26 protein-coding genes are annotated in these 25,593 nt (G+C 72.7%); 13 read left to right on the forward strand and 13 right to left on the reverse strand.

Annotated elements, in window-relative coordinates; all coding sequences use genetic code 11:
• Positions 1-139: 139 nt before the first annotated feature.
• Positions 140-1,327, forward strand: coding sequence for a molybdopterin molybdotransferase MoeA (locus A6P39_RS05815; protein WP_275883980.1), 1,188 nt, complete (start codon positions 140-142; stop codon positions 1,325-1,327).
• A 135-nt stretch (positions 1,328-1,462) separates the two neighbouring features.
• Positions 1,463-1,834 carry a thioesterase family protein gene (locus A6P39_RS05820; protein WP_067051340.1) on the forward strand — a complete coding sequence of 124 codons (372 nt, stop codon included), beginning with the start codon at positions 1,463-1,465 and terminating at the stop codon, positions 1,832-1,834.
• Between the two features lie 19 nt (positions 1,835-1,853).
• Here the strand turns inward: A6P39_RS05820 and A6P39_RS05825 are convergent, their stop codons facing one another.
• From A6P39_RS05825 to A6P39_RS05835, 3 genes are all read right to left on the reverse strand, one after another.
• Positions 1,854-2,216 (reverse strand): NUDIX hydrolase, encoded by a 363-nt coding sequence (locus A6P39_RS05825; protein ID WP_067051341.1) that lies wholly within the window; start codon positions 2,214-2,216, stop codon positions 1,854-1,856.
• A 129-nt stretch (positions 2,217-2,345) separates the two neighbouring features.
• Positions 2,346-3,227, reverse strand: a complete 882-nt coding sequence (locus A6P39_RS05830) for a diacylglycerol kinase family protein (protein ID WP_067051343.1) — start codon at positions 3,225-3,227, stop codon at positions 2,346-2,348.
• Between the two features lie 34 nt (positions 3,228-3,261).
• Complete coding sequence (locus A6P39_RS05835) at positions 3,262-4,854, reverse strand: FAD-binding oxidoreductase (RefSeq protein ID WP_067051344.1); 1,593 nt, start codon at positions 4,852-4,854, stop codon at positions 3,262-3,264.
• A 108-nt stretch (positions 4,855-4,962) separates the two neighbouring features.
• Here A6P39_RS05835 and A6P39_RS05840 point away from each other — a divergent pair, with 108 nt between their 5' ends.
• Together A6P39_RS05840 and A6P39_RS05845 are read left to right on the forward strand one after the other, a co-directional pair.
• Positions 4,963-5,562 carry a TetR/AcrR family transcriptional regulator gene (locus A6P39_RS05840; protein ID WP_067051346.1) on the forward strand — a complete coding sequence of 200 codons (600 nt, stop codon included), beginning with the start codon at positions 4,963-4,965 and terminating at the stop codon, positions 5,560-5,562.
• Complete coding sequence (locus tag A6P39_RS05845) at positions 5,559-7,142, forward strand: glycerol-3-phosphate dehydrogenase/oxidase (protein WP_067051347.1); 1,584 nt, start codon at positions 5,559-5,561, stop codon at positions 7,140-7,142. Before A6P39_RS05840 ends, A6P39_RS05845 begins: the two co-directional genes overlap by 4 nt.
• A gap of 37 nt (positions 7,143-7,179) precedes the next feature.
• On the opposite strand, the gene A6P39_RS05850 is transcribed toward A6P39_RS05845, so the two are convergent.
• Positions 7,180-8,631, reverse strand: coding sequence for a WGR domain-containing protein (locus A6P39_RS05850; RefSeq protein WP_067051349.1), 1,452 nt, complete (start codon positions 8,629-8,631; stop codon positions 7,180-7,182).
• A 144-nt stretch (positions 8,632-8,775) separates the two neighbouring features.
• Entirely contained in the window at positions 8,776-9,444 is a 669-nt protein-coding gene (locus tag A6P39_RS05855; RefSeq protein ID WP_067051352.1) for a TetR/AcrR family transcriptional regulator, read from the reverse strand.
• Between the two features lie 161 nt (positions 9,445-9,605).
• Here A6P39_RS05855 and A6P39_RS05860 point away from each other — a divergent pair, with 161 nt between their 5' ends.
• Positions 9,606-10,391 carry an SDR family NAD(P)-dependent oxidoreductase gene (locus tag A6P39_RS05860; RefSeq protein WP_067051354.1) on the forward strand — a complete coding sequence of 262 codons (786 nt, stop codon included), beginning with the start codon at positions 9,606-9,608 and terminating at the stop codon, positions 10,389-10,391.
• Positions 10,392-10,603: 212 nt separating this feature from the next.
• Here the strand turns inward: A6P39_RS05860 and A6P39_RS05865 are convergent, their stop codons facing one another.
• From A6P39_RS05865 to A6P39_RS05875, 3 genes are all read right to left on the reverse strand, one after another.
• On the reverse strand, positions 10,604-11,572 hold the full coding sequence (locus A6P39_RS05865) for a threo-3-hydroxy-L-aspartate ammonia-lyase (protein WP_067051356.1): 969 nt from the start codon (positions 11,570-11,572) through the stop codon (positions 10,604-10,606).
• Between the two features lie 125 nt (positions 11,573-11,697).
• Positions 11,698-12,684 carry an aldo/keto reductase gene (locus A6P39_RS05870; protein ID WP_067051358.1) on the reverse strand — a complete coding sequence of 329 codons (987 nt, stop codon included), beginning with the start codon at positions 12,682-12,684 and terminating at the stop codon, positions 11,698-11,700.
• A 171-nt stretch (positions 12,685-12,855) separates the two neighbouring features.
• Positions 12,856-13,560 (reverse strand): SDR family oxidoreductase, encoded by a 705-nt coding sequence (locus A6P39_RS05875; protein ID WP_067051360.1) that lies wholly within the window; start codon positions 13,558-13,560, stop codon positions 12,856-12,858.
• A 682-nt stretch (positions 13,561-14,242) separates the two neighbouring features.
• Here A6P39_RS05875 and A6P39_RS05880 point away from each other — a divergent pair.
• Positions 14,243-15,046: an SAM-dependent methyltransferase gene (locus tag A6P39_RS05880; protein WP_067051362.1), complete on the forward strand. Its 804-nt coding sequence runs from the start codon at positions 14,243-14,245 to the stop codon at positions 15,044-15,046.
• A gap of 350 nt (positions 15,047-15,396) precedes the next feature.
• A complete protein-coding gene (locus A6P39_RS05885) occupies positions 15,397-16,875 on the forward strand; it encodes a glutamate-cysteine ligase family protein (protein ID WP_067051364.1) in 1,479 nt (492 codons plus the stop codon).
• Positions 16,876-16,978: 103 nt separating this feature from the next.
• Here the strand turns inward: A6P39_RS05885 and A6P39_RS05890 are convergent, their stop codons facing one another.
• Complete coding sequence (locus A6P39_RS05890; RefSeq protein ID WP_067051367.1) at positions 16,979-17,371, reverse strand: winged helix-turn-helix transcriptional regulator; 393 nt, start codon at positions 17,369-17,371, stop codon at positions 16,979-16,981.
• Positions 17,372-17,499: 128 nt separating this feature from the next.
• Here A6P39_RS05890 and A6P39_RS05895 point away from each other — a divergent pair, with 128 nt between their 5' ends.
• Positions 17,500-18,150, forward strand: coding sequence for an FMN-dependent NADH-azoreductase (locus tag A6P39_RS05895; RefSeq protein ID WP_067051369.1), 651 nt, complete (start codon positions 17,500-17,502; stop codon positions 18,148-18,150).
• Between the two features lie 55 nt (positions 18,151-18,205).
• Here A6P39_RS05895 and A6P39_RS05900 read toward each other — a convergent pair whose 3' ends face one another.
• Together A6P39_RS05900 and A6P39_RS05905 are read right to left on the reverse strand one after the other, a co-directional pair.
• Positions 18,206-18,535: a branched-chain amino acid transporter permease gene (locus A6P39_RS05900; protein WP_067051371.1), complete on the reverse strand. Its 330-nt coding sequence runs from the start codon at positions 18,533-18,535 to the stop codon at positions 18,206-18,208.
• Complete coding sequence (locus A6P39_RS05905) at positions 18,528-19,277, reverse strand: AzlC family ABC transporter permease (RefSeq protein ID WP_079133596.1); 750 nt, start codon at positions 19,275-19,277, stop codon at positions 18,528-18,530. The genes A6P39_RS05900 and A6P39_RS05905 overlap by 8 nt, the downstream gene beginning before the upstream one ends.
• A 62-nt stretch (positions 19,278-19,339) precedes the next feature.
• On the opposite strand from A6P39_RS05905, the gene A6P39_RS05910 reads away from it, so the two are divergent.
• Both A6P39_RS05910 and A6P39_RS05915 read left to right on the forward strand, forming a co-directional pair.
• Positions 19,340-19,798, forward strand: coding sequence for an Lrp/AsnC family transcriptional regulator (locus A6P39_RS05910; protein WP_067051375.1), 459 nt, complete (start codon positions 19,340-19,342; stop codon positions 19,796-19,798).
• An 87-nt stretch (positions 19,799-19,885) separates the two neighbouring features.
• Positions 19,886-20,674, forward strand: a complete 789-nt coding sequence (locus A6P39_RS05915; protein ID WP_067051377.1) for a thioesterase family protein — start codon at positions 19,886-19,888, stop codon at positions 20,672-20,674.
• Positions 20,675-20,778: 104 nt separating this feature from the next.
• On the opposite strand, the gene A6P39_RS05920 is transcribed toward A6P39_RS05915, so the two are convergent.
• Positions 20,779-21,540, reverse strand: coding sequence for a cache domain-containing protein (locus A6P39_RS05920; protein ID WP_067051378.1), 762 nt, complete (start codon positions 21,538-21,540; stop codon positions 20,779-20,781).
• Positions 21,541-21,577: 37 nt separating this feature from the next.
• A complete protein-coding gene (locus A6P39_RS05925) occupies positions 21,578-22,327 on the reverse strand; it encodes a FadR/GntR family transcriptional regulator (protein ID WP_443052823.1) in 750 nt (249 codons plus the stop codon).
• Positions 22,328-22,428: 101 nt separating this feature from the next.
• On the opposite strand from A6P39_RS05925, the gene A6P39_RS05930 reads away from it, so the two are divergent.
• Genes A6P39_RS05930 through A6P39_RS05940 form a run of 3 tightly spaced genes read left to right on the forward strand, consistent with a single transcriptional unit; the run spans position 22,429 to position 25,589 of the window.
• The gene (locus A6P39_RS05930; protein ID WP_067051380.1) at positions 22,429-23,460 is read left to right on the forward strand and encodes an ABC transporter ATP-binding protein; all 1,032 of its coding nucleotides are present in this window, start codon (positions 22,429-22,431) and stop codon (positions 23,458-23,460) included.
• 35 nt (positions 23,461-23,495) lie between these two features.
• On the forward strand, positions 23,496-24,692 hold the full coding sequence (locus A6P39_RS05935; protein WP_067051382.1) for an ABC transporter substrate-binding protein: 1,197 nt from the start codon (positions 23,496-23,498) through the stop codon (positions 24,690-24,692).
• Positions 24,693-24,695: 3 nt separating this feature from the next.
• Complete coding sequence (locus A6P39_RS05940) at positions 24,696-25,589, forward strand: ABC transporter permease (RefSeq protein WP_067051384.1); 894 nt, start codon at positions 24,696-24,698, stop codon at positions 25,587-25,589.
• Positions 25,590-25,593 lie beyond the last annotated feature (4 nt).

Here is a 25,593-nt window from a genome sequence, read left to right on the forward strand (position 1 = left end):
AGGCGGCGCTTATCGGCAGACAAACAGCCCCTCTTTGACTTCGCCGGACGGCTGGCCGACGATGACCGGCATGACCGCTTCCCGGACGGACACGGCCGACGGCCCGGCACCGCAGGGGCCGGATGCCCGGCCGGGCCTGATGCGGCCCGCCCGGGACTGGGAGCGGGCCCGCTCGATCGCCCGGTCGTGCGCCGGCCGCTGCCGCCCGCCCCGCACGCTCGCCGACGCGCTCGGCCACGCGCTGGCCGAACCGCTCGTCGCGCTCACCGATCTGCCGCCGTTCGACACCGCCGCGATGGACGGCTGGGCCGTGGCCGGAGCGGGGCCGTGGCGGCTCGGCGGCGCGGGCGTCCTCGCGGGCGGGGAGGCCGGGCCGCTCGGCCGGGACGCCGCCGTCCCCATCGCCACCGGCGCCCCGGTACCGCCGGGCGCCACCGCCGTACTGCGCCGCGAGCACGGCGAGGCGGACCCCGGGCGGGACATGCTGTACGAGCGCTCGCCGGGGCCGGTGTGCGCGGGGCAGGACATCAGGCCGCGCGGCCAGGAGTGCCGCTCCGGTGAGCCGCTGCTGCCCTCCGGCACCACGGTGACCGAACGTGTGCTGGGCCTCGCGGCGGCGGCCGGGTACGACCGGCTGACCGTGCATCGCCGGCCGAGCGTGGAACTGCTCGTCCTCGGCGACGAGTTGCTCGAGCAGGGCGTGCCGCGCGGCGGCCGGGTGCGGGACGCGCTCGGCCCGCTGCTGCCGCCCTGGCTGCGGGCCCGCGGCGCCGAGCTGATCGGCCACCGCCGGGTCGCGGACGACCCCGGCCCGCTCCGGGAGGCCGTGCGCCGCTCGCCCGCCGACATCGTGGTCACCACCGGGAGCACGGCCGCGGGCCCGGTGGACTTCCTGCACGACACGCTGCGGGCGGTGGGTGCCCGGCTGCTGGTCGACTCGGTGGCCGTACGGCCCGGCCATCCCATGCTGCTCGCCGAACTGCCGGCCACCACCGACGGCCGGGCGCGCCGGCTGGTCGGGCTGCCCGGCAATCCGCTGGCCGCGGTCGCCGGCATGGTCACGCTGGCCGAGCCGTTGCTGCGCCGCCTCGGCGGCCACCGGGACACCGGCCCGCTCCGGCCGACGGCCGCCGCCGCGCTGCCGGGCCATCCGCGGGACACCCGGCTGCTTCCGGTGTTCCTGGCGGGCCGGGAAGCGACGCCGCTGCCGTTCGACGGCCCGGCGATGCTGCGCGGCCTGGCCCTGGCGGACGGCCTCGCGGTGGTCCCCCCGGGCGGTGTGCCGGCCGGCGCCACCGTCGAGGTGGTGGAACTGCCCGGCAGGTAGGCGCCGGACCATCGGCGCGGTGCCGACGACGCAGACGGTCGGCGCGAACGACCACAGCGGCCGTGGCGGACGACGAAGACGGAGGCGGGCCGCACCCGTACGGCGGTTCGGTTGCGTCGGCGCTAGCGTGAGGGCATGCACCACGAGGTGACGGATGCCGACACCGCGACGGTGATGGGCAGCGGTGACGTGCCCGTTCTGGCCACGCCCCGGCTGATCGCGTGGCTGGAGGCGGCCACCGTGCGGGCCGCCGCCCCGTTCACCGGGGCGGGCGAGACCACCGTGGGGACCGAGGTCCGGGTCCGGCATCTGCGGGCCACGCGGGTGGGCCGCCGGGTGGAGGTGAGCGCCGAACCGGTGCCCGCCGCCGCGCCCCGGCGGCTGACCTTCGTGGTGCGGGCCGTGGACGGCTCGGGACGGCTCGTCGCGACGGGCGAGATCGACCGTGCCGTCGTCGACCGGCAGCGCTTCCTGGCGCGCACGCCCGACCCGGCGGCGGAGCGCTGACCCGCGGGTGCGGCGCCCGTCACAGGGGGGTGTGCCCCTCGAGGTAGGTACGGACGACGGCCGGGAGGTCGGCGTCGGCGGTCTCGGCGAGCGGAGCCCAGCGCAGTCGTTCCGGCGTGAGGCTCGCCCCGTCGGACGGGGACTCGCTCAGCAGCTGGCACACCACCGCCGCCGCCCCGCCGTCCGGGGTCAGGTTCTCGGTGCCGTCCACGAGGTAGCCGGTGAGTTCGTAGACGACGCGCGCCGCGGTGGCCTCTGCCGACTCGGCCGGTTCCGCAGTGCCCGACGGCAGTCTCCACCCGTCGTCCTGCCGCGCCAGCAGCAGCCGTCCGTCGTACAGGACGACGGCCCGCACCACGCCTTCGGCGGGCTCCAGCGTCATGGCCGACCAACCCCTCCCCCGGCGCGCTCGGCCAGGTTCTCCTTCCCTACCCGCCACCGGGCGTTCATGCACCGATGCCGTGCCGATTCCCGGTCGGAGCCGGTCCCACCGGGCGCCCGGGAGCCGTGGTCAGTACAGCACCGGCAGGTCCGCGGGCCGTACCCGCACCGTCACCGGCAAGGTGGCGTCGACCTCGCCGTCAGCGCCGTAGGGGACGGGCCGGGCCGCCTCGATGCGCAGTTCCCTGCCCCGCAGGACGCGCACCTCGGGGCGGTGGACGTGGCCGCCGGTCTTCAGTTCGTTCATGAGGGTGAAGAACAGCCGGCGCGGTGCCTCGCGGATCATCACGATGTCCAGCAGTCCGTCGTCGACCCGTGCGTCGGGGGCGATCAGCCTGCCGGAGCCGTAGTAGGGGGAGTTGGCCGCGACGACGGTGTAGCCGCGGTGGGTGTGCTCCTCGCCGTCGACGGTGACGCGGTAGTCGGCCGCGCGCCAGCTGGTGACGGCGCGCAGGCCGCCCGCGTAGTAGGAGACGGAGCCGCGCAGCAGCCGGGCGTTGTTGGCGTGCCGGTTGGCCACGGCGTCCACTCCGGCGTACACGCTGCCGAGGACCACGGTGCGGGCGTGGACGGCCGACTCCACCTCGATGGTGTCGACCGGCCGTGGCTCGGCGTGCAGCAGGATGCCGGCGAGTGCTGCGGGGTCGGCGGGCAGGTTCAGGGCGCGGGCGAAGTCGTTGCCTCGTCCGGCAGGGACCAGGCCGAGGACGGTGCCGGTACCGCTCAGCGCGCCGCCGATGCCGCCGGCGATGCCGTCGCCGCCGACGGCCAGGACGATCCGGCCGCGCTCGCCGGCGCGTTTGGCGATGTCCTGGGCGTGGGCGAGGCTGTGGCTGTACTCCGTCTCCAGCCCGGCCCCGGCCTCGCGCAGCAGCCGGGCCAGGTGCAGCAGGCTCGCCGCCCCGGTGGAGCCGCCCGCGGTGGGGTTGACGACGGCGGTGAACTGTCGCATCGGTGTGCCTCCGAAGCAGGCGGGTCGGGCGGGGTCAGTCGGTGGGCAGCAGGACGCCGGGGTTGAGCAGGCCCTCGGGGTCGAGACGGCGCTTGACGGCGCGCAGGGCCGAGATGCCGAGCCGTCCGGCCTCACGGACGTACCAGTCGCGGTGGTCGGTGCCGACCCCGTGGTGGTGCGAGATGGTACCGCCGGCGGCGAGCACGGCCTCGTTGGCCGCGTGCTTGGCGGGCTCCCAGTGGACCACCGGGTCCTCGCCCTGAGCGCTGACGACCGTGAAGTAGAGCGAGGCACCGTTCTCGTAGACGTGCGAGATGTGGCACATCACCAGGGGTGGGGTGCCTGCGCCGGTGAGGGTGTCGGTGAGCGCGGTGCGCACGGCGGCGTAGAGATCGGGGATGCGGGACCAGAAGGCCGCGGTCTCCAGGGTCTCCGCGAAGGCGCCGACGTCGAGCAGCGCGTCGCGCAGGTACGGCGCCGAGAAGCGGCCGTGGGCCCAGCGCTCGCCCGGCTCCGCGCCGACGAGGGTGCCGCCGCAGGCGGTGAGGACGGCCGCCGCCTGCTGCCGGCGCTGTGCGGTGTCCTCGGCCGTGCCCTCGTAGCCGGTGATGGCGAGACAGCCGGCCGCGCTCCGGCTCAAGTCACCGCCGATGGACTCGGGTTGGGCCAGACCGATGAGGGTCTCGGTCTCGTCGGACAGCCGCAGCACGGTCGGCCGGGGGCCGTCCTGGGCGAGGCGGCGCAGGGCGGCGGCACCCTCCTCGAACGAGGCGAACCGCCAGCCCTCGTAGACGCGCACCTCGGGCAGGGGGCGGATGCGTACGGTGACGGAGGTGATGACGCCGAAGGCGCCCTCGGAGCCGAGGATCAGCTGGCGCAGATCGGGTCCGGCGGCGGAACGCGGGGCACGGCCGGTCTCGATCGTGCCCTCGGGGGTGGCGAGGGTCAGGCCGAGGACCATCTCGTCGAAGCGGCCGTAGCCGGCGGAGGCCTGGCCGCTGGAGCGGGCCGCGGCGAAGCCGCCGATGGTGGCCCACTCGAAGGACTGCGGGAAGTGTCCGAGGGTGAAGCCGTGCTCGGCGAGCAGGGCCTCGGCCTCGGGAGCGCGCAGGCCGGGCTGGAGGACGGCGGTGCGCGAGACGGGGTCGAGGCCGAGCAGGCCGTTCATCCGGCGCAGGTCCAGGGCGATGAACGCGCTGCGCTGCGGGGCGAGTCCGCCGACGACCGAGGTGCCGCCGCCGAACGGGACGACGGCGAGGCCGTGTGCGGCGCAGGCGCGCAGGACGGCGAGTACCTCGTCGTGGGAGCCGGGCAGTACGACGGCCTGCGGGACGTCCGTGACGTCTGCGGCGCGGATGCGCAGCAGGTCGGGCGTGGACTTGCCGCGGGTGTGCCGGATGCGGCTCTCGCCGTCGGTGCGGACGTGCTCCGCGCCGCCGGCGGCCTCGGCGAGCGCCTCGAGCGCGGCCGGGGCGGCCGTGGTCGCGGGCGGGCGGATGTCCTCGAGGGCGAGGGCGGGGGTGGTACGGGGCTTGACGCCGAGCAGGTCGCGCAGCAGTCCGGTCACCGAGTCGGGCAGGGGTGCCGCCTTGGCCGGGTCGCCCCAGCCGTTCCACAGCATGTCCATTGAACGGTCGTCCTCACAGGTCGGTGTGCTCGGTTCGCGCGACGGCGCGGCGGCCGTTGCCCGGGAGGTCTTCTCCTGGCGGACCCCCGAGGCGTTACACTGTGACACATGACGCCTATTCGTCACAACGGTTCGGACAATGATCATGTGCTCGACGCGGTACGCGACTGCGTGCTGGCCGTCGGAGTCCGCCGCACCACCCTCGCCGACGTGGCCCGCCGCGCCGGCGTCTCCCGGATGACGCTGTACCGGCGCTGGCCGGACCTGCGGACCCTGGTGGGCGATCTGATGACCCGTGAGTGGATCGACGTGGCCACCCGGGCGATCCCCGACCCCGCCGACGGCGCGGACACCCGCACCCGGATCGTGGACGGACTGGTGGCGGGCGTCGAGGCGTTCCGGGCACACCCTCTCTTCCGCAAGATCGTCGACGTCGATCCCGAGCTGCTGCTGCCTTATGTGCTCGACCGGCGCGGGGCGAGCCAGGAGGCGCTGCTGGCGCTGCTGGCCGACGCCCTGCGCGAGGGCCACGCGGACGGCTCCGTGCGCGCCGGGCACGTCGAACGGCAGGCCCGCGCGCTGCTGTTGACCGTGCAGTCCTTCACCCTGTCCCTGCGCACGATGACCGACGAGGACGATCCGGAGCTGGACTCCGCCGCCTTCCTCGGCGAGCTGCGCACCCTCCTGGAGAGGATCCTCACGCCATGAGCCACACCAGGACCGGCGCCGGCTCGTCCCTCAGCGCCCGCCGGCGGACCCGGGAACTGACCGAGGCCACGGACGGCAGGGTGGTGGACGTCCTGGTCGTCGGGCTCGGCGCCACCGGAGCCGGAGCCGCGCTGGACGCGGCGGCCCGCGGGCTGGACGTCGTCGCCGTGGACGCCCACGACCTGGCCTTCGGAACCTCCCGCTGGAGTTCGAAGCTCATCCACGGCGGGCTGCGCTATCTGGCCTCGGCGCAGTTCGACGTCGCGCACGAGAGCGCGGTCGAGCGCGGGGTGCTGATGACGCGCACGGCCCCGCACCTGGTCGCCGCCCAGCCGTTCGTCCTGCCGCTGACCCCGCTGGTGTCCCGCTCCCAGGCCTCGCTGGCGTGGGCCGGTTTCCGCGCCGGGGACATGCTGCGGCTGGCCGCCCGGACCCCGCGGCAGGTGCTCCCCGCGCCGCGCCGGCTCTCGGCGACGGAGGCCCGGCACCTGGCACCCTCGGTCCGCCCGGCCGGGCTGCGCGGCGGACTGCTGTCCTGGGACGGCAAGGTGACCGACGACGCCCGGCTGGTCACCGCCCTGGCCCGGACGGCCGCCGCGCACGGTGCACGGGTGCTGACCCGGATCCGCGCGCTGGAGCTGACCGGCGCCGGTGCCCGGATCCGCGACGAACTCACCGGCGAGGAGGGCGAGATCAGGGCCCGCGCCGTCATCAACGCGAGCGGGGTGTGGGCGGGCGGCCTTGTCGAGGGCATCCGGATCCGGCCGTCCCGCGGCACCCATCTGGTCCTGCGCTCGGAGCGGCTCGGCGCCCTGCCGGCCGGCCTGCACATCCCGATCCCCGGCGAGACCAACCGCTTCGTCCTGGTCCTGCCCCAGGGCGACGGCCGGGTGTACGTCGGCCTCACCGACGAGCCGGTCGAGGGCGGGATCCCGGACGTCCCGGAGGTGCCCGAGACCGACATCGGCTTCCTGCTGGACGTCCTGGGCTCGGCCCTGGACACGCCGGTGACCCGCGACGAGGTCGTCGGCGCCTTCGCCGGGCTGCGCCCGCTGCTCGACACCTCGGGCGATGACGGCCGGGCCGGCGAGCCGGCGCGCACCTCCGACATCTCCCGCCGGCACGCGGTGCTGACCTCCCCCGACGGTGTCACGACGATCGTCGGCGGCAAGCTCACCACCTACCGGCGGATGGCCCAGGACGCCGTGGACGCCGCGACCGCCGCCCGGGGCCTGCCCGCCGCCCCCTCCCCCACCGCCGCGCTGCCGCTGGTCGGCGCCGCCGCACCGGCCCGGCTGGGCGCCCTTGCCGCACCGCCGCGTCTCGTCCGTCGCTATGGCACGGAGGCCGGGGCCGTGCACGCCCTCGCGGCCGAGGACCCCGCCCTGGCCGAGCCGGTGCTGCCGGGCCATCCGGTCACCCGGGCCGAACTGCTGTGGGCGGTCCGGCACGAGGGCGCCCTGGACGAGTCGGACCTGCTCGACCGCCGCACCCGCATCGGCCTGGTCCCGGAGGACCGCGCCGAGGCGCTCACCGCGGCACGGGAGGCGCTGACGCGGGAGGCGGCCGCACGCCCCTGAAGCACCGGTCGGAGAAGGGCAGTTGCGGGGGACGGCCTCACAGCAGGCGGCGGATGTCACCGCGGACGCGGTAGAAGCCGCCTGCCGCGGGGTGCAGGGCGTCCACGACGTAGCGGGCGCCCGGTTCCCGTATCGCGCGCGGGAACTGGACGTTCCAGGAGGTGTCGTAGCCCTCGGACACCACGTGCACCCGCATCCGGCCGCCCTGCTGGACACACTCGACGACGACCGCTCCGGTGGGCGCCTGGGCGACGGTGGCCACCGCGGCCACCGCCGTGGCGGGCGCGTAGGTCGGCAGGGCGGCGGCGAGCTTGACGTCCCGCGCCACCGGCACCGTGCCCTGCTGGGCCGCGGCGATGGCCGTCTCGCTCGCGTCGACACACACCAGCGAGCCGTCGGTGGTCACCAAGTACAGCCGCTCGTCGCTGTATTGCATCGACAGCGCCGAGCCGCCGCCCGTGCCGAGCTTCCACAGCCGAGTGCCGTCCTGGTCGAAGCAGTAGACGGACGAGGAGGCGTCCCCGGCGAAGACGAACCGTCCGCCCGGGGACGTGGCGCACGAGTACACCGCGCTGTCGCAGGCGTACGTCGCCTCGATCCGGCCCGTCGCCTTCGACAGCCGCTGGACCACGCGGTGCCCGGTGCCCGCGTAGACGGCGTCGTCCTCCTGCCAGCCGAAGAGCACGCTGCCCCTGGTGGTCGTGTGCCACAACTCGCCGCCGCCGTCCGGGGCGTAGGCGGTGACGCCCCTGTGGTGACCGTGGTACACGGCCCGGTCGTCGGCCCGCACCATCCAGGCGTGCTCGCCCTGGCTGCGGCGGGACCACTGGTGCTCGTCCTCGTGGTCGATGACGGTCAGCCGGCCGGCGCGGTCCGAGACGTTGAGCACGCCCTCGTGGATGTCCAGCCAGAAGATGTCGACGTCGGCGGCGATGTCGTACGCGGCGAACGGCAGCTTGGAGGACAGGTCGTAGACCTTCCCGTCGTCGCAGCCCGCGTAGATCCAGAAGTCGTCGGCGACCAGGCACTTGACGCCGTCCGGCAGGCTGAACCGGGCCAGGACCGCGCCCTCGTGGTCCAGGGTGTAGACGTCACCCGCCTGGTTGCCCACCCAGCAGCGCTCGTCGTCGACGTGGATGCCGAACGCGGCGGAGCCGGTGCGAAAGCGCCACAGCACCGGCGCCACCGCCCGCGCGGTCGACGGGGCCGAGCTGACCTGACGCCGGGTCACCGCGCGCGGGGCACGCTGTCCCTGGACCGCCGGGGCGTATCCCTTGCGGACCTTCTCCCCCACCTTCTTCGCGGCGGCCGCCTTCGCCTTCTCGGCGGTCGGGAAGGTCGTGGTCTGGGTCTGTCCGGCCGCGCCGATCCTGCCGTAGCGCACCGTCACCACGAGGCCGTCGACGCTCACTTCGTAGAACTTGTGGGCACCGCCGCCCTCCTGCGACAGCTCCAGGTACGTCGTCGACACCGCGGACGCCGTGGACATGGCAGACCCCTCCCCAGGACGGACCCGCGGCCGTTCCGGCAGGCCCTCTCACTGATCACACCGTAAGGGCGACCACTGACAACGGCCCGGGCATGCCCGCCCCGCCGCTGCCGTGCCCGAGTCCGGCCGCAGGGCTCGCCGGCGTTACCCCTCGCCGCCGCCGTCCGGCGTCAACGCGCCCATTCCGCCCAGCAGTTGACACAGACAGTCGATCGCGAGGGCGGCCGGGGAGCCCTCGCCCGTGACGCCGGCCTCCGTGTCGGCCCAGGTCTCCAGCGCGATCCGGATCGCATCCGTGGCCGCCGCCGCGACCAGGCGCACCTGCACCGGCTCCAGGCGCCCGCCCGCGAGCCGGGCGACGACCGGCACGAGGCGTTCCTCGGACTCCTGGTTCACGCGGTACCACACCGCCCGCAGCGCGGGGTCGTCGGCGGCGGCCCGCAGCAGGCCCCGGGTCCGCAGCAGCGCCTGGACGGCGTTCTCGTCCGGTGCCGCGAGCGACTGCTCCACCGCCGCCTGGAGCGCCCGGGCCAGCCCGGTGCCGGGCTCGGCCGCCTCCAGGAGCGCCCGCCACCGGTCGGCTCCGGCGGCGAGCAGCGGGCTCACCGCGTCCTGCTTCGAGCGGAAGTAGCGGTAGAAGGTCCGCAGCGCGACCCCCGCTCGCCGGGCGATCTCCTCGGCCGTCGTCGCGTGCGGGCCCTGCACGGCGAACAGCTCGGCCGCCGCGTGCGCGATCTCGAGCTGGGTGGCGGCCTTGCGGCGCGCGGTCAAGGAGGGCGGCGTGCCGCTCGCCCCGGACGGCTTGGTGCTCACCCCAGAAGGGTACGGCCCGGCACCCACCTGTGGCACTCAATGCCGTAATGGCAAAACGTGTCACTTAGGCGTACCGTGAAGTTCATGGGCACGCCGGCCGGCAAGAGACCCGGCGTCGCGAGAGCCCTGCCGCACACCGGCAGGGCGGGCAGGAGAAGGACATGAACCGCTACGAAGGCCGCCGCGCGCTGATCACCGGGGGCGGCTCGGGCATCGGCCAGGCCACCGTGCTGCGCCTCCTCGCCGAGGGCGGCACCGTCGTGGCCGCCGATGTGAGCGAGCGGGGCCTGAAGGACACGGTGGAGAAGGCGGGGGCGTACGCGGACCGTCTCATCACGCTCGTCGTGGACATCGCCGACGAGACCTCCGTACGCGAGGGCGTTGCCGCCGCGACGGCCGCCCTCGGCGGGCTTGACGTACTGGTCAACGCGGCCGGGATCCTGCGCTCCTCGCACACCCACGAGACGAGCCTCGCGGACTTCACCCGGATCCTGCAGGTCAACCTGGTCGGCACCTTCCTCGTCATCCGCGAGGCCATACCGGCGCTGCTGGAGGGCCGGGACGCGGCGGTCGTCAACTTCAGCTCCACCTCGGCCGTGTTCGCGCACCCCTACATGGCGGCGTACGCGGCGAGCAAGGGCGGGATCCAGGCCATGACCCACGCCCTCGCCGCCGAGTACGCGCGGCAGGGCATCCGCTTCACCGCCGTCCAGCCCGGCTCCATCTCCTCCGGCATGACCGACGGCAGCGGTGCCAGCGGGCAGAGCGCCGGGCCGGGGCTGCCCGCGGACGCCGACCTGACCCTGTTCGCCAAGCTCTCCCCGGCGCTGGGCCAGGGCTTCGCCGGCCCGGAGACGGTGGCCTCCGTCGTCGCCATGCTCGGCTGCGAGGACGGGAAGTTCATCACCGGCACCGAGGTCCGCATCGACGGCGGCACCCACTTCTGAGCACGGGCACCCGGGTCCGGCCACGCGAGGGCGACCGGCTCGCGGTGGTCCTCGCTCGGCACCTCCTCGGCCGCGTCCGGCAGGAGTAGGGCACTGTCCGGGCGGAGCAGGACACGGTCCGGGCGGAGCGGCCGGTCAGTCCGGCGCCGGTGAGCGGGTGTCGTACCCATCGGGCGGCCACGACCACACCGTGACCGGGTACGTCACGGCTCTCAGGCGCCGAGGAGCTGGACGAAGCGCTCGGTGTCGATGTTGCCGCCGGAGGCGATGACGCCGATGCGGGACGGGAGGGTGTCGACGCGGCCCGCGAGGAGTGCGGCCAGGCCGGTGGCGCCGCTGGGCTCGAGCACGATCTTCAGGCGCTCGAAGGCGAACCGCATGGCGGCGATGATCTCCGCGTCGCTGACGAGGGAGATCCCGTCGACCAGGCGCTGGTTGACGGGGAAGGTGATCGCGCCGGGCGTGGGCAGGGCCTGTCCGTCGGCGATGGTCCGGGGCACGGGCAGGGTGACGCGGGCGCCGCTCTCCAGGGACCGCTTGGTGTCGTCGCCCGCTTCGGGCTCCACGCCCACGATCCGGATACCGGGGTGCAGGGCCTTGGCGGCGGTGGCACTGCCCGCGATGAGTCCGCCGCCTCCTACGGGCACCACGAGGGCGTCCAACGGGCCGGTTTCTTCGAGGAGTTCGAGGGCGGCGGTGCCCTGGCCGGCGATGACAAGCGGATGGTCGTAGGGCGGGATGAGGGACAGGCCGCGCTCTTCGGCCAGCGCCTCGCCGAGTGCGGTGCGGTCCTGGGTGTAGCGGTCGTAGGTGACGATCTCGGCCCCGTACCCGGCGGTCGCCTCGCGTTTGGAACGCGGCGCGTCCTCGGGCATCAGGATGACGGCGCTGGTGCCGAGTTCGCGGGCGGCGAGGGCGGTGGCCTGGGCGTGGTTGCCGGAGGAGTAGGCGGCGACGCCCTTGGCCAATTGCTCCGGGGAGAGCTGGGCGACCGCGTTGTAGGCGCCGCGGAACTTGAAGGCGCCGACCCGCTGGAAGTTCTCGCACTTGACGAATACCTCGGCGCCGACGAGGGAGTTCAGCGTGTGCGAGGTGAGGACGGGGGTGCAGTGGGCGACGCCTTCGAGGCGTGCGGCGGCGGCACGGACGTCGTCGAACGTGACGGGCGAAGCGGCGGCCATGTCGAGATCCTCTCCCGGTGTCCCATGCAGTTGGACTGAATTTCCAACTCTGTACAGCGAGTCTAAAATGAGGGACGCCCGTCCGTCCAGGTCCCGGGCGGACGGGCGTCACAGGGCCGCCGGGCTCAGTGGCCGCTGATCCCACGGGGCGTGTACGGCTCCTCCAACTGCCGGACCTCTTCGTCGGTGAAGCGGAGGTCGAGCGCGGCGAGCGCGTCCTCGAGGTGCAGGGGCTTGGTGGCGCCGACGATGGGGGCGGTGACACCCGGCCGGGAGGCCACCCAGGCCAGGGCCACCTGGGCCCGCGGGACGCCACGGCGTTCGGCGATCGCCGCGACCGTGTCGACGATGCGCTTGTCGTCCGGCTGGTAGAGACTGCGCAGGACGGCGTCCGACTCGCTGCGGGCGCTGCCCGCGTCCCAGTCGCGGGTGAGCCGGCCGCGGGCGAGCGGGCTCCACGGGATCACACCGACGCCCTGGTCGGCGCAGAGCGGCAGCATCTCGCGCTCCTCCTCGCGGTAGAGGAGGTTGTAGTGGTTCTGCATGCTGACGAACTTCGTCCAGCCGTGCAGCTCCGCGGTGTGCTGGAGCTTGGCGAACTGCCAGGCGTACATCGAACTCGCCCCGATGTAGCGGGCCTTGCCCGCCCTGACGACGTCGTGCAGCGCCTCCATCGTCTCCTCGACCGGGGTGTGGGCGTCGAAGCGGTGGATCTGGTAGAGGTCCACGTAGTCGGTGCCGAGGCGGCGCAGGCTGTGGTCGATCTCGGTCATGATCGCCTTGCGGGACAGTCCAGAGCGGTTGGGCCGGTCGCTGCGCGCCGCGCCGTTCTCCACCGCGAAGTAGACCTTGGTGGCGATCACGACGTCCTCACGCCGGACCATCTCCCCGAGCGCCCTGCCGACGATCTCCTCGCTGGTACCGGCGGAGTAGCTGTTGGCGGTGTCGAAGAAGGTGATTCCCGCGTCCAGCGCCTGGCGGATCAGCGGGCGGGCGGCGTCCTCGGGCAGGGTCCACGGGTGCGGGCCCCGGTCGGGAACGCCGTAGCTCATACAGCCCAGCGCCAGCCGGGAGACTTCCAGGCCGCTCGTGCCGAGCTTGACGTACTCCATGGTTCAGTTCCCCTCGTCGGTGTGGTCCCGCCGGCGCACCCGGGCACGCGTCCGGGCACGGGGCGGGCCTGCTCCGTCAGCACGATCATGATCGTATCGAGGGTCGTACGGTGGCCGGTTCAGCGGATTGCCACGGGGGCGCCGGGCCGCCGCACCGCCGGGGGCGTTTCGCTAGTTGGCCAGCTCCGGATACAGCGCCGCCAGGTCTCCGGAGAGTCCCGCCTTCACGTTCCGGGTGACGTCGTCCGCCAGTACCTCGAACGCCCCGGTCTCGATGCCCTCGAGGGCGAGTGCGGCCACCTCGTGCGGCGTGGACTTGGGCGCGTCGATGGCCGCGGCCATGTCCGTGTCGATGTAGCCGACGTGCAGTCCGGTGACCCCGATTCCCCGTGAACGCAGTTCCAGCCGCAGGGAGTTGGTCTGCGACCACAATGCGGCCTTGGTGGCGCTGTAGGAGCCGGCGACGCCGAGCCAGGAGAGCACGGAGTGGACGTTGAGGAGGTGTCCGCCGCCGTTGCGCTCGATCACCGGGGCGAAGGCCCGGGTGACCAGCAGCGGGCCGTAGAAGTTGGCCTCGAACTCCCGCCGTACGACGTCGAGATCGGCGTCGAGGAAGGAGCGCGCGCCGAGCGAGACACCGGCGTTGTTGATCAGGACGGTGACGTCCTGCGCCCGCGCCGCCGCGGCCGCGACCGAGGCGGGGTCGGTGACTTCCAGGGCAAGCGCTTCGGCGTCCGGGTGGGACACGGTGCGCGGGTCCCGGGCGGTGGCGTACACCTTCGCGGCGCCGCGCGCGTACAGCTCCTCCACCAGCGCCTTGCCGAGGCCACGGCTGCCGCCGGTGACCAGTGCGACGGAGTCCTTGATCGAGGTCATGTTCGTCTCCGGGAGATCGAGAGCTGGAAACCGATCGGTTTTCATCGGGCTGCCCACACGGTAAACCGATCGGTTTCCAACTTCAAGCGACTCCTGAACCCGCGGCGCCACCCGCTCGCCCGCACGAGGTCTCCGGCGGCCGGTGGCCTGCGAGGACACGCCCCGCGGGCCCGGCCGACCCGTGCCGGGCGCCGGGCCCGTCACCCGGCCGGCCCGTCTCCGTTGGCCTCCGCGCGGCCGGCGACGGAGGGTCTGAAACAAGATCGGTGAGTCGATGCTTCGTCCGACCGGTCGGCGAGTCGTCCCTCCGTGTCCGTGACGAGGCGGGCCGACCCACCCGGGGGGCGGGGAACAGTGTCCATGCGCTCGGGTCGTTCCCCGCCCCGCCGCCCCACGCCGGACCATCGGGGCCCCGCCCGTCCCACGGCCGACTGAGCCGACGGGTGCCCGGGCCGTCGTACCGGCGCTGGCGCGCATGGCGGCATCAGCAGCCCTTCGGCAGGGCTCAGCACGGTGCCGGTGTGCTCCACGGCGGAGGCCGCCGGGCGCCGCGGCGCCGGAACCGCATCACCGGGTGCCCGCTGCGGGGGAACTGCCGTCATCGACGAGGAAGTTGATATGGGAAGCTTTGGCCAACCGTTTGCGGGACCGAGGCCGTGACGGTCGGGGAGAGGAGCCCAGCGTGACTCAGGACGGCGGCCAGGCCGTGCAGCACATCGACACCAGCAAGCCGCATCCGGCACGGATCTACGACTATCTCCTGGGCGGCAAGGACAACTACGAGGTGGACCAGCAGGCAGGTGACCAGCTCGCCGCCCTCGCGCCCGAGGTGTGGATCTCCGTACGGGCCAACCGCGCCTTTCTGCAGCGTGCGGTCCGCTACGTCATCGACAGCGGCGTCCGTCAGATCCTCGACATCGGCACCGGGCTGCCCACCTCGCCGAATGTGCACGAGGTCGCCCAAGCGCTGGCCCCGGACGTGCGCGTCGCCTACGTGGACAACGACCCCATCGTGAAGGCGCACGCCGACGCGCTGCTCAGCCGGGCCGGCACGACCAGCATCGTCCTCGCCGACCTGCGCGATCCGCAGTCCATCGTGGATCATCCCGAGGTCCGCCGGGTCATCGACTTCGGCCGGCCGGTCGCGCTGTTCCTCGTCGCCATCCTCCACTTCATCCGCGACGCGGACGAACCCGAGCGGATCATGGCCACCCTGCGCGACGCGCTTCCGGAAGGCAGCTTCCTGGTGCTCTCGCACGCCACGGGCGACTTCGCGGACGACCGCAGCGAGGCCGAGGCCGTCTACAAGAGTGCAACCGCCACCATGAACCTGCGCTCCCGCGACCGGGTCGAGCGGTTCTTCGACGGCTTCGAACTGGTCGAACCCGGCCTGACCCAGGTGCCGTTCTGGCGCCCTGACACCACCCCGCCGCCCGGCTCCGAGGAGATCGGCTTCTACGGTGCGGTGGCCCGCAAGACGTCATGAGTCCGGCGTAGGGCGAGCCCTTGCCCGGCATCGTCGCCCTCGGGATGCAGGTGCCGTGCTTCGTGCCCGCCGAGGTTCACCACGCGCCTTCAGCCGCACGCCGGCGGCAGCGCGCAGCTCACCGGCCGGACCGGTCGCACCGGCCGCGACCACGCTCTGTGCACGCCTGTCGACGCGGATTCCGGTCCCGCCTCGGCCGAGGAGGCGGGCCGCTACCGCCTGGCCCCCACCGTCGGCCGGGTCCGAGGGCCACACGTCCGGTCGGGACGGGAACCGCCCGCTTGGTGGGCGTCGTGCGATGGTGCGACGCTGGGTGGAGAGGTGTCCGACCAGGGGCTCCTGGAGGGCCGATGGGACGCGACGTCCCGGCGCTCGTCTTCACCCGCGAGGACCGCCGCCGGTACCGGATCAAGATGCACACGTGCCTCGACACGCTGGCGCAGATGCTGCGCGAGTCACGGTTCGAGTCCGAACGACCGCAGGTGGGCCTGGAGATAGAACTGAACCTGGTGGGCGAGGACGCCGAGCCCGCGATGCGCAACAGTGACGTGCTGGAGGCCATCTCCGACCCGGCCTGGTCCACCGAACTGGGGCGTTTCAACCTCGAGATCAACGTCCCGCCCCGGCGGTTGACGGCGGGCGGTCCCGACGCCTGGGAGGGCGAGATCCGCGCCGCGCTGAACCACGCCGACGAGCGGGCCCGGTCCACCGGCACCCGGCTGATCATGATCGGGATCCTGCCCACGCTGCGGCAGGAGCACATCGGCGAGGGCGCGCTGTCGGAGAACCCCCGCTACCACCTGCTCAACGACCAGATCTTCGCGGCCCGGGGCGAGGACCTGCGCATCGAGGTGGACGGCGTCGACCGGCTCCGGACCTACGCCGACACCATCACCCCGGAGGCCGCGTGCACCAGCACCCAGTTCCATCTCCAGGTCTCCCCGGAGGAGTTCGCCGCCTACTGGAACGCGGCCCAGGCGATCGCCGGCGTCCAGGTGGCCCTGGCCGCGAACTCACCCTTCCTGTTCGGCAAGGAGCTGTGGCACGAGACCCGTATCCCGCTGTTCGAGCAGGCCACCGACACCCGCCCGGAGGAGATCAAGGTGCAGGGCGTACGGCCCCGGGTGTGGTTCGGGGAGCGGTGGATCAACAGCGTCTTCGACCTGTTCGAGGAGAACCTGCGCTACTTCCCCGCCCTCCTCCCGCTGTGCGAGGAACAGGACCCGGCGGAGACCCTGGACAGCGGCGACATCCCGGAACTCGGCGAACTGACCCTGCACAACGGCACGATCTACCGCTGGAACCGTCCCGTGTACGCCGTCTCCCACGACGTTCCGCACATCCGGGTGGAGAACCGGGTGCTGCCCGCCGGACCGACCGTCGCCGACACGCTCGCCAACGGCGCCTTCTACTACGGGCTCACCCGGGCCCTGGTGGAGGAGGACCGGCCCGTGTGGTCGCGGATGTCGTTCGCGGCGGCCGAGGACAACCTGCACAGCGCCGCCCGCAACGGCATCGAGGCCCTGCTGTACTGGCCCGGCATGGGTGAGGTGCCGGTGCCGGAGCTGGTCCTGCGGCGGCTGCTGCCGCTGGCGCACCGGGGCCTCGCCCTCTCCGGCATGGACGAGGCGTGGCGCGAGCCGCTCCTCGGGATCATCGAGCAGCGGTGCGTGACGACGCGCAACGGCGCGGTGTGGCAGAAGGAGATGCTGCACCACCTCGACGCCACCACGCACGCCGGCCGCCATGAGGCGCTGCGCCGGATGACCCAGCTGTACATCGACTACATGCACCTCAACGCCCCGGCGCACACCTGGCCGGTGGACTGATCCGGGCCAGCCTCGACCGCCCAGCAGGTTGACCGCCCAGCAGGTTGACGGCCCAGCAGGCCGACCGCCCGGTCCAAGGCCGAGTCCCGGAGGACCGGTACGCCTACGCCGACGCCCCGGCCGACCGCTCCCCCGCCGCCCCGGGGCACCCCGACGCGTCCGGCAGATGGACCTTCGCCCACTCCCCCAGCTCCCGGAGCGCGGGCTCCAGGGCGGCCCCGGCCTCGGTCAGCCGGTAGGACACGCGCAGCGGCGGGCCCTCGTCGACCTCACGCACGACGAGGCCGGCCCCGCCGAGTTCGGCGAGCCGGTCGGACAGCATGCGTTCGCTGATGCCGGGGACGGCCCGGCGCAGATCGGCGAAGTGTGCGGGCTGTTCCACCAGGACGGCCACGATCGGACCGCTCCACCGCTTTCCCAGCAGCTGGAAGACACGGGAGATGCCTTCGTCCACCCGCTTGCACGTCGCGCTGTCGAGGTTCCCGTCCGCCGCCATGCGATCAGGGTACTACCTCACCGTATGGGGATGAAAAAAAGTAAGCCCCTGTGTTATCCATAGTTGTGTACGAAACTTCAGCTCGCACCCCGGTGCCGGGCTGCCCTTTCCGTTTCCTGGAGTCACCCATGGCCACCCTGCTGCACATCGACTCATCCCTCTTCCCCGCCGAGGCCTCTGCCTCGCGCGCCGTGACCGCGGCCTTCCGCGAGCGCTGGGAGGAGCAGCACCCCGGGGGCACGGTCGTCTACCGCGACCTGAACGCCGAGCCCGTCCCGCACCTCACATCCGCCGCGCACACCGCCGGATTCGTGGACCCCGCCTCCCACACGCCGGAGCAGGCCGCCGCGTTCGCCGCTCGCGTCCGGCTGATCGAGGAGCTGGAGCAGGCGGACGCGGTGCTGATCGGCGCCCCGATGTACAACTTCACGGTGCCCTCGACCCTCAAGGCCTGGCTGGACAACGTGATCCTGATGGGCCGCACCGCGGGCGAGACCCAGTCCGCCAAGGGCACCCCGGTGACCGTCGTCGCGAGCCGGGGCGGCTCCTACGAGCCGGGCACCCCGCGCGAGGAGTTCGAGTACGTGCGCAACTACCTCGGCGCCGTCCTCGGCTCCGGCCTCGGTCTGGACGTCGACTTCATCGTCCCGGAGCTGACGATGGCCCCGCAGAACCCGGCGATGGCCGAGCTGGTCCCGCTGTACGAGGCCTCCCGCGACCGCGCCCTCGAGCAGGCCGCCGCGAAGGCCGAGCAACTGGTGGAGCGGCTGGCCGCCTGAGCGATCCCGCCCGGCCCGGGTACCGCCGACGCGGCGGAGCCCGGGCCGACGTGGGTCAGTGCGTGAAGACCGTGCTGGCCAGCGCGACGTTGACCGCGGTGCCGGCCAGGATGCTCAGCGGGGCGCTGCGGCGCCACAGGTGGACGCCGACGGTGACGGTCAGCGCGGCGAGCGGGGCCAGTACGGCGGCGCGGGTGACCGGCAGGTCGCGCAGGCAGTAGACGACCAGGATCACCATGATCCCGGCGGGCATCCGGGACTGGAGGTACCGCACGGTCCGGCTCGCCCGCAGCGGGCCGAGCGCGGCGAACGGCAGGGCGCGCAGCGCCCAGGTCACGGCGGCGGCGACGAGGACCGCCGCGACGAGATACGACGTGTCAGGCATGACGCGGACTCCCTGGGGTGGTCAGGTGGCGGACGAGCAGTCCGGCCGCGAACAGGGCGAAGGCGGCGAGGAGCAGGCTGCCCGGGAGGAGCAGCCGGGCGGCGAGCGCGCTCAGCAGAGCCAGCGCCGGTGTCGGCAGATCGCCGCGCCGGTCGCGGACGGCGTCCAGCGCCAGCACGGTGAACAGGGCGGTGAGCGCGAAGTCCAGGCCCTGGACGCTGCCGGGGACGAGCGAGCCGAGCAGCGCCCCGGCGGTGGCGCCGCCGGCCCAGTACAGCTGCATGAAGAGCTGGAGCCACAGGATCCGGCGCCCGGACCAGGCGCGGGCCCGCTTCCCGGCGGTCAGCGCGAAGGCCTCGTCACACAGCGCGAACGTGCTGTACGCCTTGCCGAGCCGCCCCTCCACGCGGTCCAGCGGGAACGTCAGGGCGTAGAAGACGTGCCGGACGTTCACCAGGAACGCGGAGACGGCGATCGAGGCCAGCGGCACGGCGGCGGTGACCAGGCCGATGAGCAGGAACTCGAAGGACCCGCCGTAGACCAGCGCGCTGGACAGGCTCGCCCACCACCACTCGACGCCGGAGTGGGCGACGAGCACGCCGAAGGCGACTCCGAGCGGGACGAAGCCCAGCCCCACCGAGGCCGAGTCCCGCAGGGCGGACCGCGCCTCGGAGGGGGCCGGCGGCGATGGCGCGGCCATGGACGGGGGCGCGTCGCCTGCGATGGCAGGAGGTATTCGCATGGAGAAATTTTAGGAGAAATCCGATGGCATATGGTTGCCAATAATGTCCGTACGATAGCGTCATGCGCAATGAAGTTGCTCTGGATGCGATCGATCAGGACATTCTGTTTCACCTCCGCAGGGACGGACGCCTGACCAACGTCGAGCTGGCCCAGCGGGTGGGTCTGACCCCGCCGCCGTGTCTGCGCCGGGTCAAGCGGCTGGAGGAGGCCGGTGTCATCTCCGGATACCGGGCCGTCGTGGATCCCGAGGCCCTCGGCCAGGGGCTGGAGGTGCTCGTCGACGTCGAGGTCAGCGCCAACGACCGCACCACGTTCCTGGAGTTCGAGAACATCGTGGCCGGCTACGACGAGGTCATCGAGTTCCGCCGCATGTACGGCCGGCCCGACTACTTCGTCCGCGTCGCCGTCGCCGACCACGCCGCGTACGAGGCCTTCCTGGTGGACAAGCTAAGCGGGCTGCCCTGCGTGCTGCGCATCGACTCCCACCTGACGATGAAGACGATCAAGTCGGGCCCGTGAGCCCGCGACGGGCAGGATGTACCGTGCAACTACCTGCTCGACGCCCTGTGCCCATGTGCCCATGGACACTTTGAGGAGAGACGCCCGTTGTCCGCCAGCTATTTCGACCGCATCGACCGGCACCGCTACAAGCCCACCGCGCATGCGAGCGGCGCGTGGGACACCGACGAGATGCACTTCAGCCCGCTCGCCGGACTCGTCGTCCACGCGATCGACGGGTATCTCGCCGAGCGGCCGCCGAGCGGGCTGCTGCTGTCCCGGATCAGCTTCGACATCCTCGGGCGGCTCGCCCTGGAGGAGTGCGAGATCCGGGTGGAGTCGATCCGGCCCGGCCGCACCATCGAACTCCTCGAAGCGGTCGTGGACATCGCGGGGCGCACGGTCGTGCGGGCCCGCGCCTGGCTGCTCACCGAGCTGGACACCGGCGCCGTGGCGGGCGGCGGCGACGCCCGTCTCACCCCGCCCGACGCGGTCCCCTCCCAGTCGCTGGCCTTCTGGCCCGGCGGCCACTGCGCGTCCATCGACTTCAGGCCTCTCACACCCCCGCGGCCGGGCCGCACCACGGCCTGGATCTCCACCCACCTCGGCCTCGTCGCCGGCGTGCCGTGCAGCCCGCTCGCGTCCTACGTCGCCCTGGTCGACACGGCCAACGGCATAGCCGTACGCCGCCCGCCCACCGAGTGGATGTTCCCCAACGTCGACCTGACGATCCACCTGCACCGCCGGCCCGAAGGCCGCTGGGCCGGAATGGACACCACGGTCGTCTTCGGCCCCACCGGCCAGGGCCTGACCAGCACCGTCCTGCACGACGTGCACGGGCCGATCGGTCAGGCCCAGCAGACCCTCACGGTACGGCCGCTGCCGCCCCGGCCCTGACCCCGGCCCGAGCCCAACGGCCGCGCCACCGGCACGGGCTGGACGTCCAACGGGAACTGGCACCTCCGGCTGGAGTCCGCTGACCGTCGCCGCGCCGGTCCGCCTCAGGCCAGCACCAGCACCAGGGGCACGCCCCCGCACGGCACCAGCCGCATGCCGTCGTACGTACCGGGCCGCCCACCGGTGAGCAGGGCTCCGAATTCCGGGCCCTTCGTCAGGGAGCCCGCCAGGTGGGCCGGGTCGGCGGAGGCGGCGACCCGGCCGCGGGCGTTCACCAGATGGGCCGGGCGGTCAAGGCGTCGCAGCAGCGGCAGGACGGCCGTCTCGAAGTGCCGCAGATACACGTCGGCGGCGGCCACTCCGGCGAACCGGCCCCGGATCCGGACCGGTTCGGACAGGGTGAGGCTGTATTCGTCGGAGCAGAGGTAGTCGACGTAGGGTCCGGCCACCGCCCGGCGCCCGGTGTCACGGGGCAGCGCGAACCAGTCCCAGTGGGTGTAGTCGGCGTACGCGGACTGTCCGGGGTCGAGGTCGAGCAGCAGCGGGCGGATCTCGCCCTCGCCGCCCGACTGCCACCACTCCAGCCACGCGGGTACGTCGCTGAGCAGTCCTGGGGCCGCGACGAAACCGGCGCCGGAGACGAGGTCCTCCCGGGTCAGGTGCCCGTGCAGTCCGGGGCGCAGGGCGGCGAGGTCGGCGCTGGCGGGCCGCCGGTCCTGCGCGGTGACCCGGTGCAGCAGGGCCGCCGTCTCGGCGCGGATGGCGGCGACCGTCGCGAAGACGGCCTCCAGCGCGCCGCCCGCCTGTGCGGCCACCCAGGTCTGCGGGTCCGTGTCCAGGGTGGCGAGCGCGGGGCTCCAGCCCATGGTGTCCTCCAGCGGACGGGAAACGGACGCGGCGCGGTCAGAGGGTGAGGCGTACGGCGACGAGCCGCGCCGTCGACTCTCTGACGCACCGCTCGGCCAGCGTGCCGGCCGTTTCGTGGGACCCATCCTGCACGGCGGAGATCACGGCGCGATGACGGTCCGCAACTTCTTCACGATATGTGCCGCCGGACAGGACGAGGCAGAGCAGCGCGCCGATCTCGCCCTGCAGGGCGACCTGTTCGCGGGTGAGCCGGGCGGACTGGGCGGCCGCCGCGAGTTCGACGTGGAAGCGGCCGTACAGCCTGCCGCGTGCCGCCGCGTCCTCGGCCTTCGTCAACTCCTCGGCGGTACGGCGCAGTTGACGCAGGTCCTCGGGTTCGGTGCGCTGAGCGGCGAGGCGGGCGGCGGCGCCGGACAGGGCGGCCCAGTGGTCGCCGAGGTCGCGCAGTTCCTCGGTGCTCCAGCCGCGCAGGCGCGCCTTGAGCCGGTCCTCGGCGGGGACTTCGGGCAGAGAGACGAAGCTGCCGCCGCCCCGTCCGCGACGGGTGGTGACCAGGCCCTGCTGTCGCAGGGCCATCAGCGCCTCGCGCAGCGTGACCGTGGAGACGCCGAGCTGTCCGGCCAGTTCGCTCTCGCCGGGCAGTTGCTCGCCGTCGGCGAAGAGGCCCAGCTCTATCGCGTCGCCGATGCGGTGCACGACCGCGTCGACCCGGGCCCGGTTGTCCACCGGGCTGAACACGGCCTTGCGGGCGGCGCCCTCGACCTCGTATTGCTTCACGGTCACCACCTTGTGCGCTGACTCAAGTTTTACCCTAACGGGATCTTGAGCTTTGAACTATGGCTTCATATGTTTACGGTCAACGTAGAGCGCGCCAGAAAGGTTCCCGCATGGAGGGAATTGCTGTCCGGCTGCAGGACCTGCGGAAGTCGTTCGGCGAGACGACCGCCGTGGACGGGGTCGACCTGGAGATCCGGGACGGGGAGTTCTTCTCGATGCTCGGTCCGTCCGGGTCCGGCAAGACGACGGTCCTCAGGCTCCTCGCCGGTTTCGAGACGCCGGACCGGGGCCGCATCGAACTCGCCGGACAGGAGGTCACCGGCCTCGCCCCGTTCGAACGGGACGTGCACACCGTGTTCCAGGACTACGCCCTGTTCCCGCACATGACGGTGGAACAGAACGTCGCCTATGGGCTCAGGATCCGCAGGACACCGAAGGCCGAACGCCTGGTCCGCGCCCGCAAGGCCCTCGCCGAGGTCCGCCTGGAGGGCTACGGCCAGCGCCGCCCGGCCCAGCTCTCCGGCGGCCAGCGGCAACGCGTCGCGCTCGCCCGCGCACTCGTCGGCCGGCCCCGGGTGCTGCTGCTGGACGAGCCCCTCGGCGCGCTCGACCTGAAGCTGCGCGAGCAGATGCAGGTCGAACTCAAGGCACTCCAGCGGGAGGTCGGGATCACCTTCGTCTTCGTCACCCACGACCAGGAGGAGGCCCTGACCATGAGCGACCGCATCGCCGTGTTCGACCAGGGCCGCATCGCCCAGGTCGGCACACCCGCGGAGATCTACGAACGCCCGGCGACCGCCTTCGTCGCGTCCTTCGTCGGCACCTCGAACCTGCTCGACGGCGAGGCGGCCCACCGGATCGTCGGCGTCCCGGGCATGTTCAACATCCGGCCCGAGAAGATCCGCGTGCTGAAGGAGTCCGCCGAGACCGACGAGCCGGGACACGCCACCGCCACCGGCACCGTCGCCGAGGTCGTCTACCTCGGGGACGCCACCCGGTTCCTGGTCGATCTCGACGGCGGTGGCCGGCTCACCGCGCTCCAGCAGAACCTGGAGACCTCCTCCGAGGACGTGGCCGCCTACCGCGGCACCCGGGTACGCCTGACCTGGCACCGCCGGCACGCCGTACGGATGCCCTCCTGACCTCTCCCCACCGCTACGTCCCCCTGGAGATCGTCGTGCGTCTCAACCGCATCCCCCGGGCCGCCGCCGCGGCCGCCGCACTGCTGCTCGCCGCCGCGTGCAGTTCCTCCGGCTCCGGCGGCTCGTCCGCCACGGGACTCAACCCGCCGCACCTCAAGGCCCCGACGAAGCTCGGCGCGTCCGAGGGCCAGGTCAATCTGATCGCCTGGGCCGGTTACGTCGAGGACGGGTCCAACGACCCCAAGGCCGACTGGGTGCACGGCTTCGAGAAGCAGACCGGCTGCCAGGTCCGTTCCAAGGTCGCCGCCAGCTCGGACGAGATGGTCAAGCTGATGAAGACCGGCGAGTACGACGCCGTCTCCGCCTCCGGCGACGCCTCCCTGCGTCTGATCGCCTCCGGTGACGCCGCGCCCGTCAACACCGCTCTGGTCCCCAACTACAAGGACATCTTCCCGGGGTTGAAGAACGGCGCCTGGAACTCGGTGAAGGGACAGATGTACGGCATCCCGCACGGGCGCGGGGCCAACCTGCTGATGTACAACACCCAGAAGGTCACTCCCGCGCCCACCTCCTGGTCGGCCGTCTTCGACGACGCGGCGCGGTACAAGGGGCACGTCACCGCCTACGACTCGCCGATCTACATCGCCGACGCGGCCCTCTATCTCAAGGCCGCCAAGCCGGAGTTGAAGATCACCAACCCGTACGCGCTCGACCAGAAGCAGTTCGACGCGGCCGTGGCCCTGCTCAAACAGCAGAACAAGAACGTCGGCGAGTACTGGAGCGACTATCTGAAGGAGGTCTCCGCCTTCAAGAGCGGCGACTCGGTGGTCGGCACCACCTGGCAGGTCATCGCCAACCTCACCGCCTCCGAGGGCGCGAAGGTCAAGGCGCTCGTACCGAAGGAGGGGTCGACCGGCTGGTCCGACACCTGGATGGTCTCCAGCAAGGCCAAGCACCCCGACTGTGCCTACCAATGGCTGAACTGGATCGTGTCGCCCAAGGTCAACGCCCAGGTCGCCGAGTACTTCGGCGAGGCCCCGGCCAACTCCAGGGCCTGCGCCGAGACCAGCGACAAGAACTTCTGCACGGTCTACCACGCCGCCGACGAGAACTACTGGAAGAAGATCGCCTTCTGGAACACGCCCATCGCGCAGTGCCTCGACGGCCGCAAGGACGTGAAGTGCGTGCCGTACGACCAGTGGGTGCAGGCCTGGACCGAGATCAAGGGCTGAGCCATGGCGACCGACGCGACGACCGACGCCGGCCGGGACACCGTCCGGCGGCTCGCCGGAAGCCTGCACCGCAGACCCCGGCTGCGGCTGACCCTCCTGCTCACCGCCCCGCTGCTGTGGCTCGCCGTCCTCTACCTCGGCTCGCTGGCGGTCCTGTTCGTCTCGGCGTTCTGGACGACGAACTCCTTCACCTCACAGGTGGTGAAGGTCTGGTCGACGGACAACTTCCACGAGCTGTTCACCACGCCCGTCTTCCGCGAGGTGATCCTGCGCAGTGTCGGCGTGGCGCTCGCGGTCACCGCCCTGTGCGTGGTGATCGCCTTCCCGGTCGCCTTCTACACCGCGCGGGTGGCGAGGCCCAGGTGGCGTCCCCTGCTCGTGGTGGCCATCCTCACTCCGCTGTGGGCGAGTTACCTGGTGAAGGTCTACGCCTGGCGGCTCATCCTGTCCCAGGGCGGCCTCGCCGACTGGACGCTCTCGCCGTTCGGGCTGAACGGCCCCGGCTTCGGCCTGCCCGCCACGGTCCTGACCCTGACGTACCTGTGGCTGCCGTACATGATCCTGCCGATCCACACGGCCCTCGTACAGCTCCCGGCCGGCCTGCTCGAGGCCTCGGCCGACCTCGGGGCCCGGGCCGGGCGGACCTTTCGCTCGGTGGTCCTGCCGATGGTGCTGCCGTCGGTCGCGGCCGGCTCGGTGTTCACCTTCTCGCTCAGCCTCGGCGACTACATCACCGTGCAGATCGTCGGCGGCAAGACGCAGCTGATCGGCAATCTCGTGTACTCCAACATCGAACTCAACCTGCCCATGGCCGCCGCGCTCGGCACCGTCCCCGTCGTCGTGATCGTCCTGTACCTGCTGGCGATCCGCCGCACGGGCGCCCTCAACAGCCTGTAGGAGA

Origin of the sequence: Streptomyces sp. FXJ1.172 (assembly GCF_001636945.3) — a bacterium.
In the GTDB taxonomy this organism is placed as follows: Bacteria; Actinomycetota; Actinomycetes; order Streptomycetales; family Streptomycetaceae; genus Streptomyces.

Coding starts and splice junctions, on each gene's coding strand:
- A6P39_RS05815 (WP_275883980.1), top strand. CDS start 140: ATGCGGCCCGCCCGGGACTGGGAGCGGGCCCGCTCGATCGCCCGGTCG.
- A6P39_RS05820 (WP_067051340.1), top strand. CDS start 1,463: ATGCACCACGAGGTGACGGATGCCGACACCGCGACGGTGATGGGCAGC.
- A6P39_RS05825 (WP_067051341.1), bottom strand. CDS start 2,216: ATGACGCTGGAGCCCGCCGAAGGCGTGGTGCGGGCCGTCGTCCTGTAC.
- A6P39_RS05830 (WP_067051343.1), bottom strand. CDS start 3,227: ATGCGACAGTTCACCGCCGTCGTCAACCCCACCGCGGGCGGCTCCACC.
- A6P39_RS05835 (WP_067051344.1), bottom strand. CDS start 4,854: ATGGACATGCTGTGGAACGGCTGGGGCGACCCGGCCAAGGCGGCACCC.
- A6P39_RS05840 (WP_067051346.1), top strand. CDS start 4,963: ATGACGCCTATTCGTCACAACGGTTCGGACAATGATCATGTGCTCGAC.
- A6P39_RS05845 (WP_067051347.1), top strand. CDS start 5,559: ATGAGCCACACCAGGACCGGCGCCGGCTCGTCCCTCAGCGCCCGCCGG.
- A6P39_RS05850 (WP_067051349.1), bottom strand. CDS start 8,631: ATGTCCACGGCGTCCGCGGTGTCGACGACGTACCTGGAGCTGTCGCAG.
- A6P39_RS05860 (WP_067051354.1), top strand. CDS start 9,606: ATGAACCGCTACGAAGGCCGCCGCGCGCTGATCACCGGGGGCGGCTCG.
- A6P39_RS05865 (WP_067051356.1), bottom strand. CDS start 11,572: ATGGCCGCCGCTTCGCCCGTCACGTTCGACGACGTCCGTGCCGCCGCC.
- A6P39_RS05870 (WP_067051358.1), bottom strand. CDS start 12,684: ATGGAGTACGTCAAGCTCGGCACGAGCGGCCTGGAAGTCTCCCGGCTG.
- A6P39_RS05875 (WP_067051360.1), bottom strand. CDS start 13,560: ATGACCTCGATCAAGGACTCCGTCGCACTGGTCACCGGCGGCAGCCGT.
- A6P39_RS05885 (WP_067051364.1), top strand. CDS start 15,397: ATGGGACGCGACGTCCCGGCGCTCGTCTTCACCCGCGAGGACCGCCGC.
- A6P39_RS05890 (WP_067051367.1), bottom strand. CDS start 17,371: ATGGCGGCGGACGGGAACCTCGACAGCGCGACGTGCAAGCGGGTGGAC.
- A6P39_RS05895 (WP_067051369.1), top strand. CDS start 17,500: ATGGCCACCCTGCTGCACATCGACTCATCCCTCTTCCCCGCCGAGGCC.
- A6P39_RS05900 (WP_067051371.1), bottom strand. CDS start 18,535: ATGCCTGACACGTCGTATCTCGTCGCGGCGGTCCTCGTCGCCGCCGCC.
- A6P39_RS05905 (WP_079133596.1), bottom strand. CDS start 19,277: ATGCGAATACCTCCTGCCATCGCAGGCGACGCGCCCCCGTCCATGGCC.
- A6P39_RS05910 (WP_067051375.1), top strand. CDS start 19,340: ATGCGCAATGAAGTTGCTCTGGATGCGATCGATCAGGACATTCTGTTT.
- A6P39_RS05920 (WP_067051378.1), bottom strand. CDS start 21,540: ATGGGCTGGAGCCCCGCGCTCGCCACCCTGGACACGGACCCGCAGACC.
- A6P39_RS05930 (WP_067051380.1), top strand. CDS start 22,429: ATGGAGGGAATTGCTGTCCGGCTGCAGGACCTGCGGAAGTCGTTCGGC.
- A6P39_RS05940 (WP_067051384.1), top strand. CDS start 24,696: ATGGCGACCGACGCGACGACCGACGCCGGCCGGGACACCGTCCGGCGG.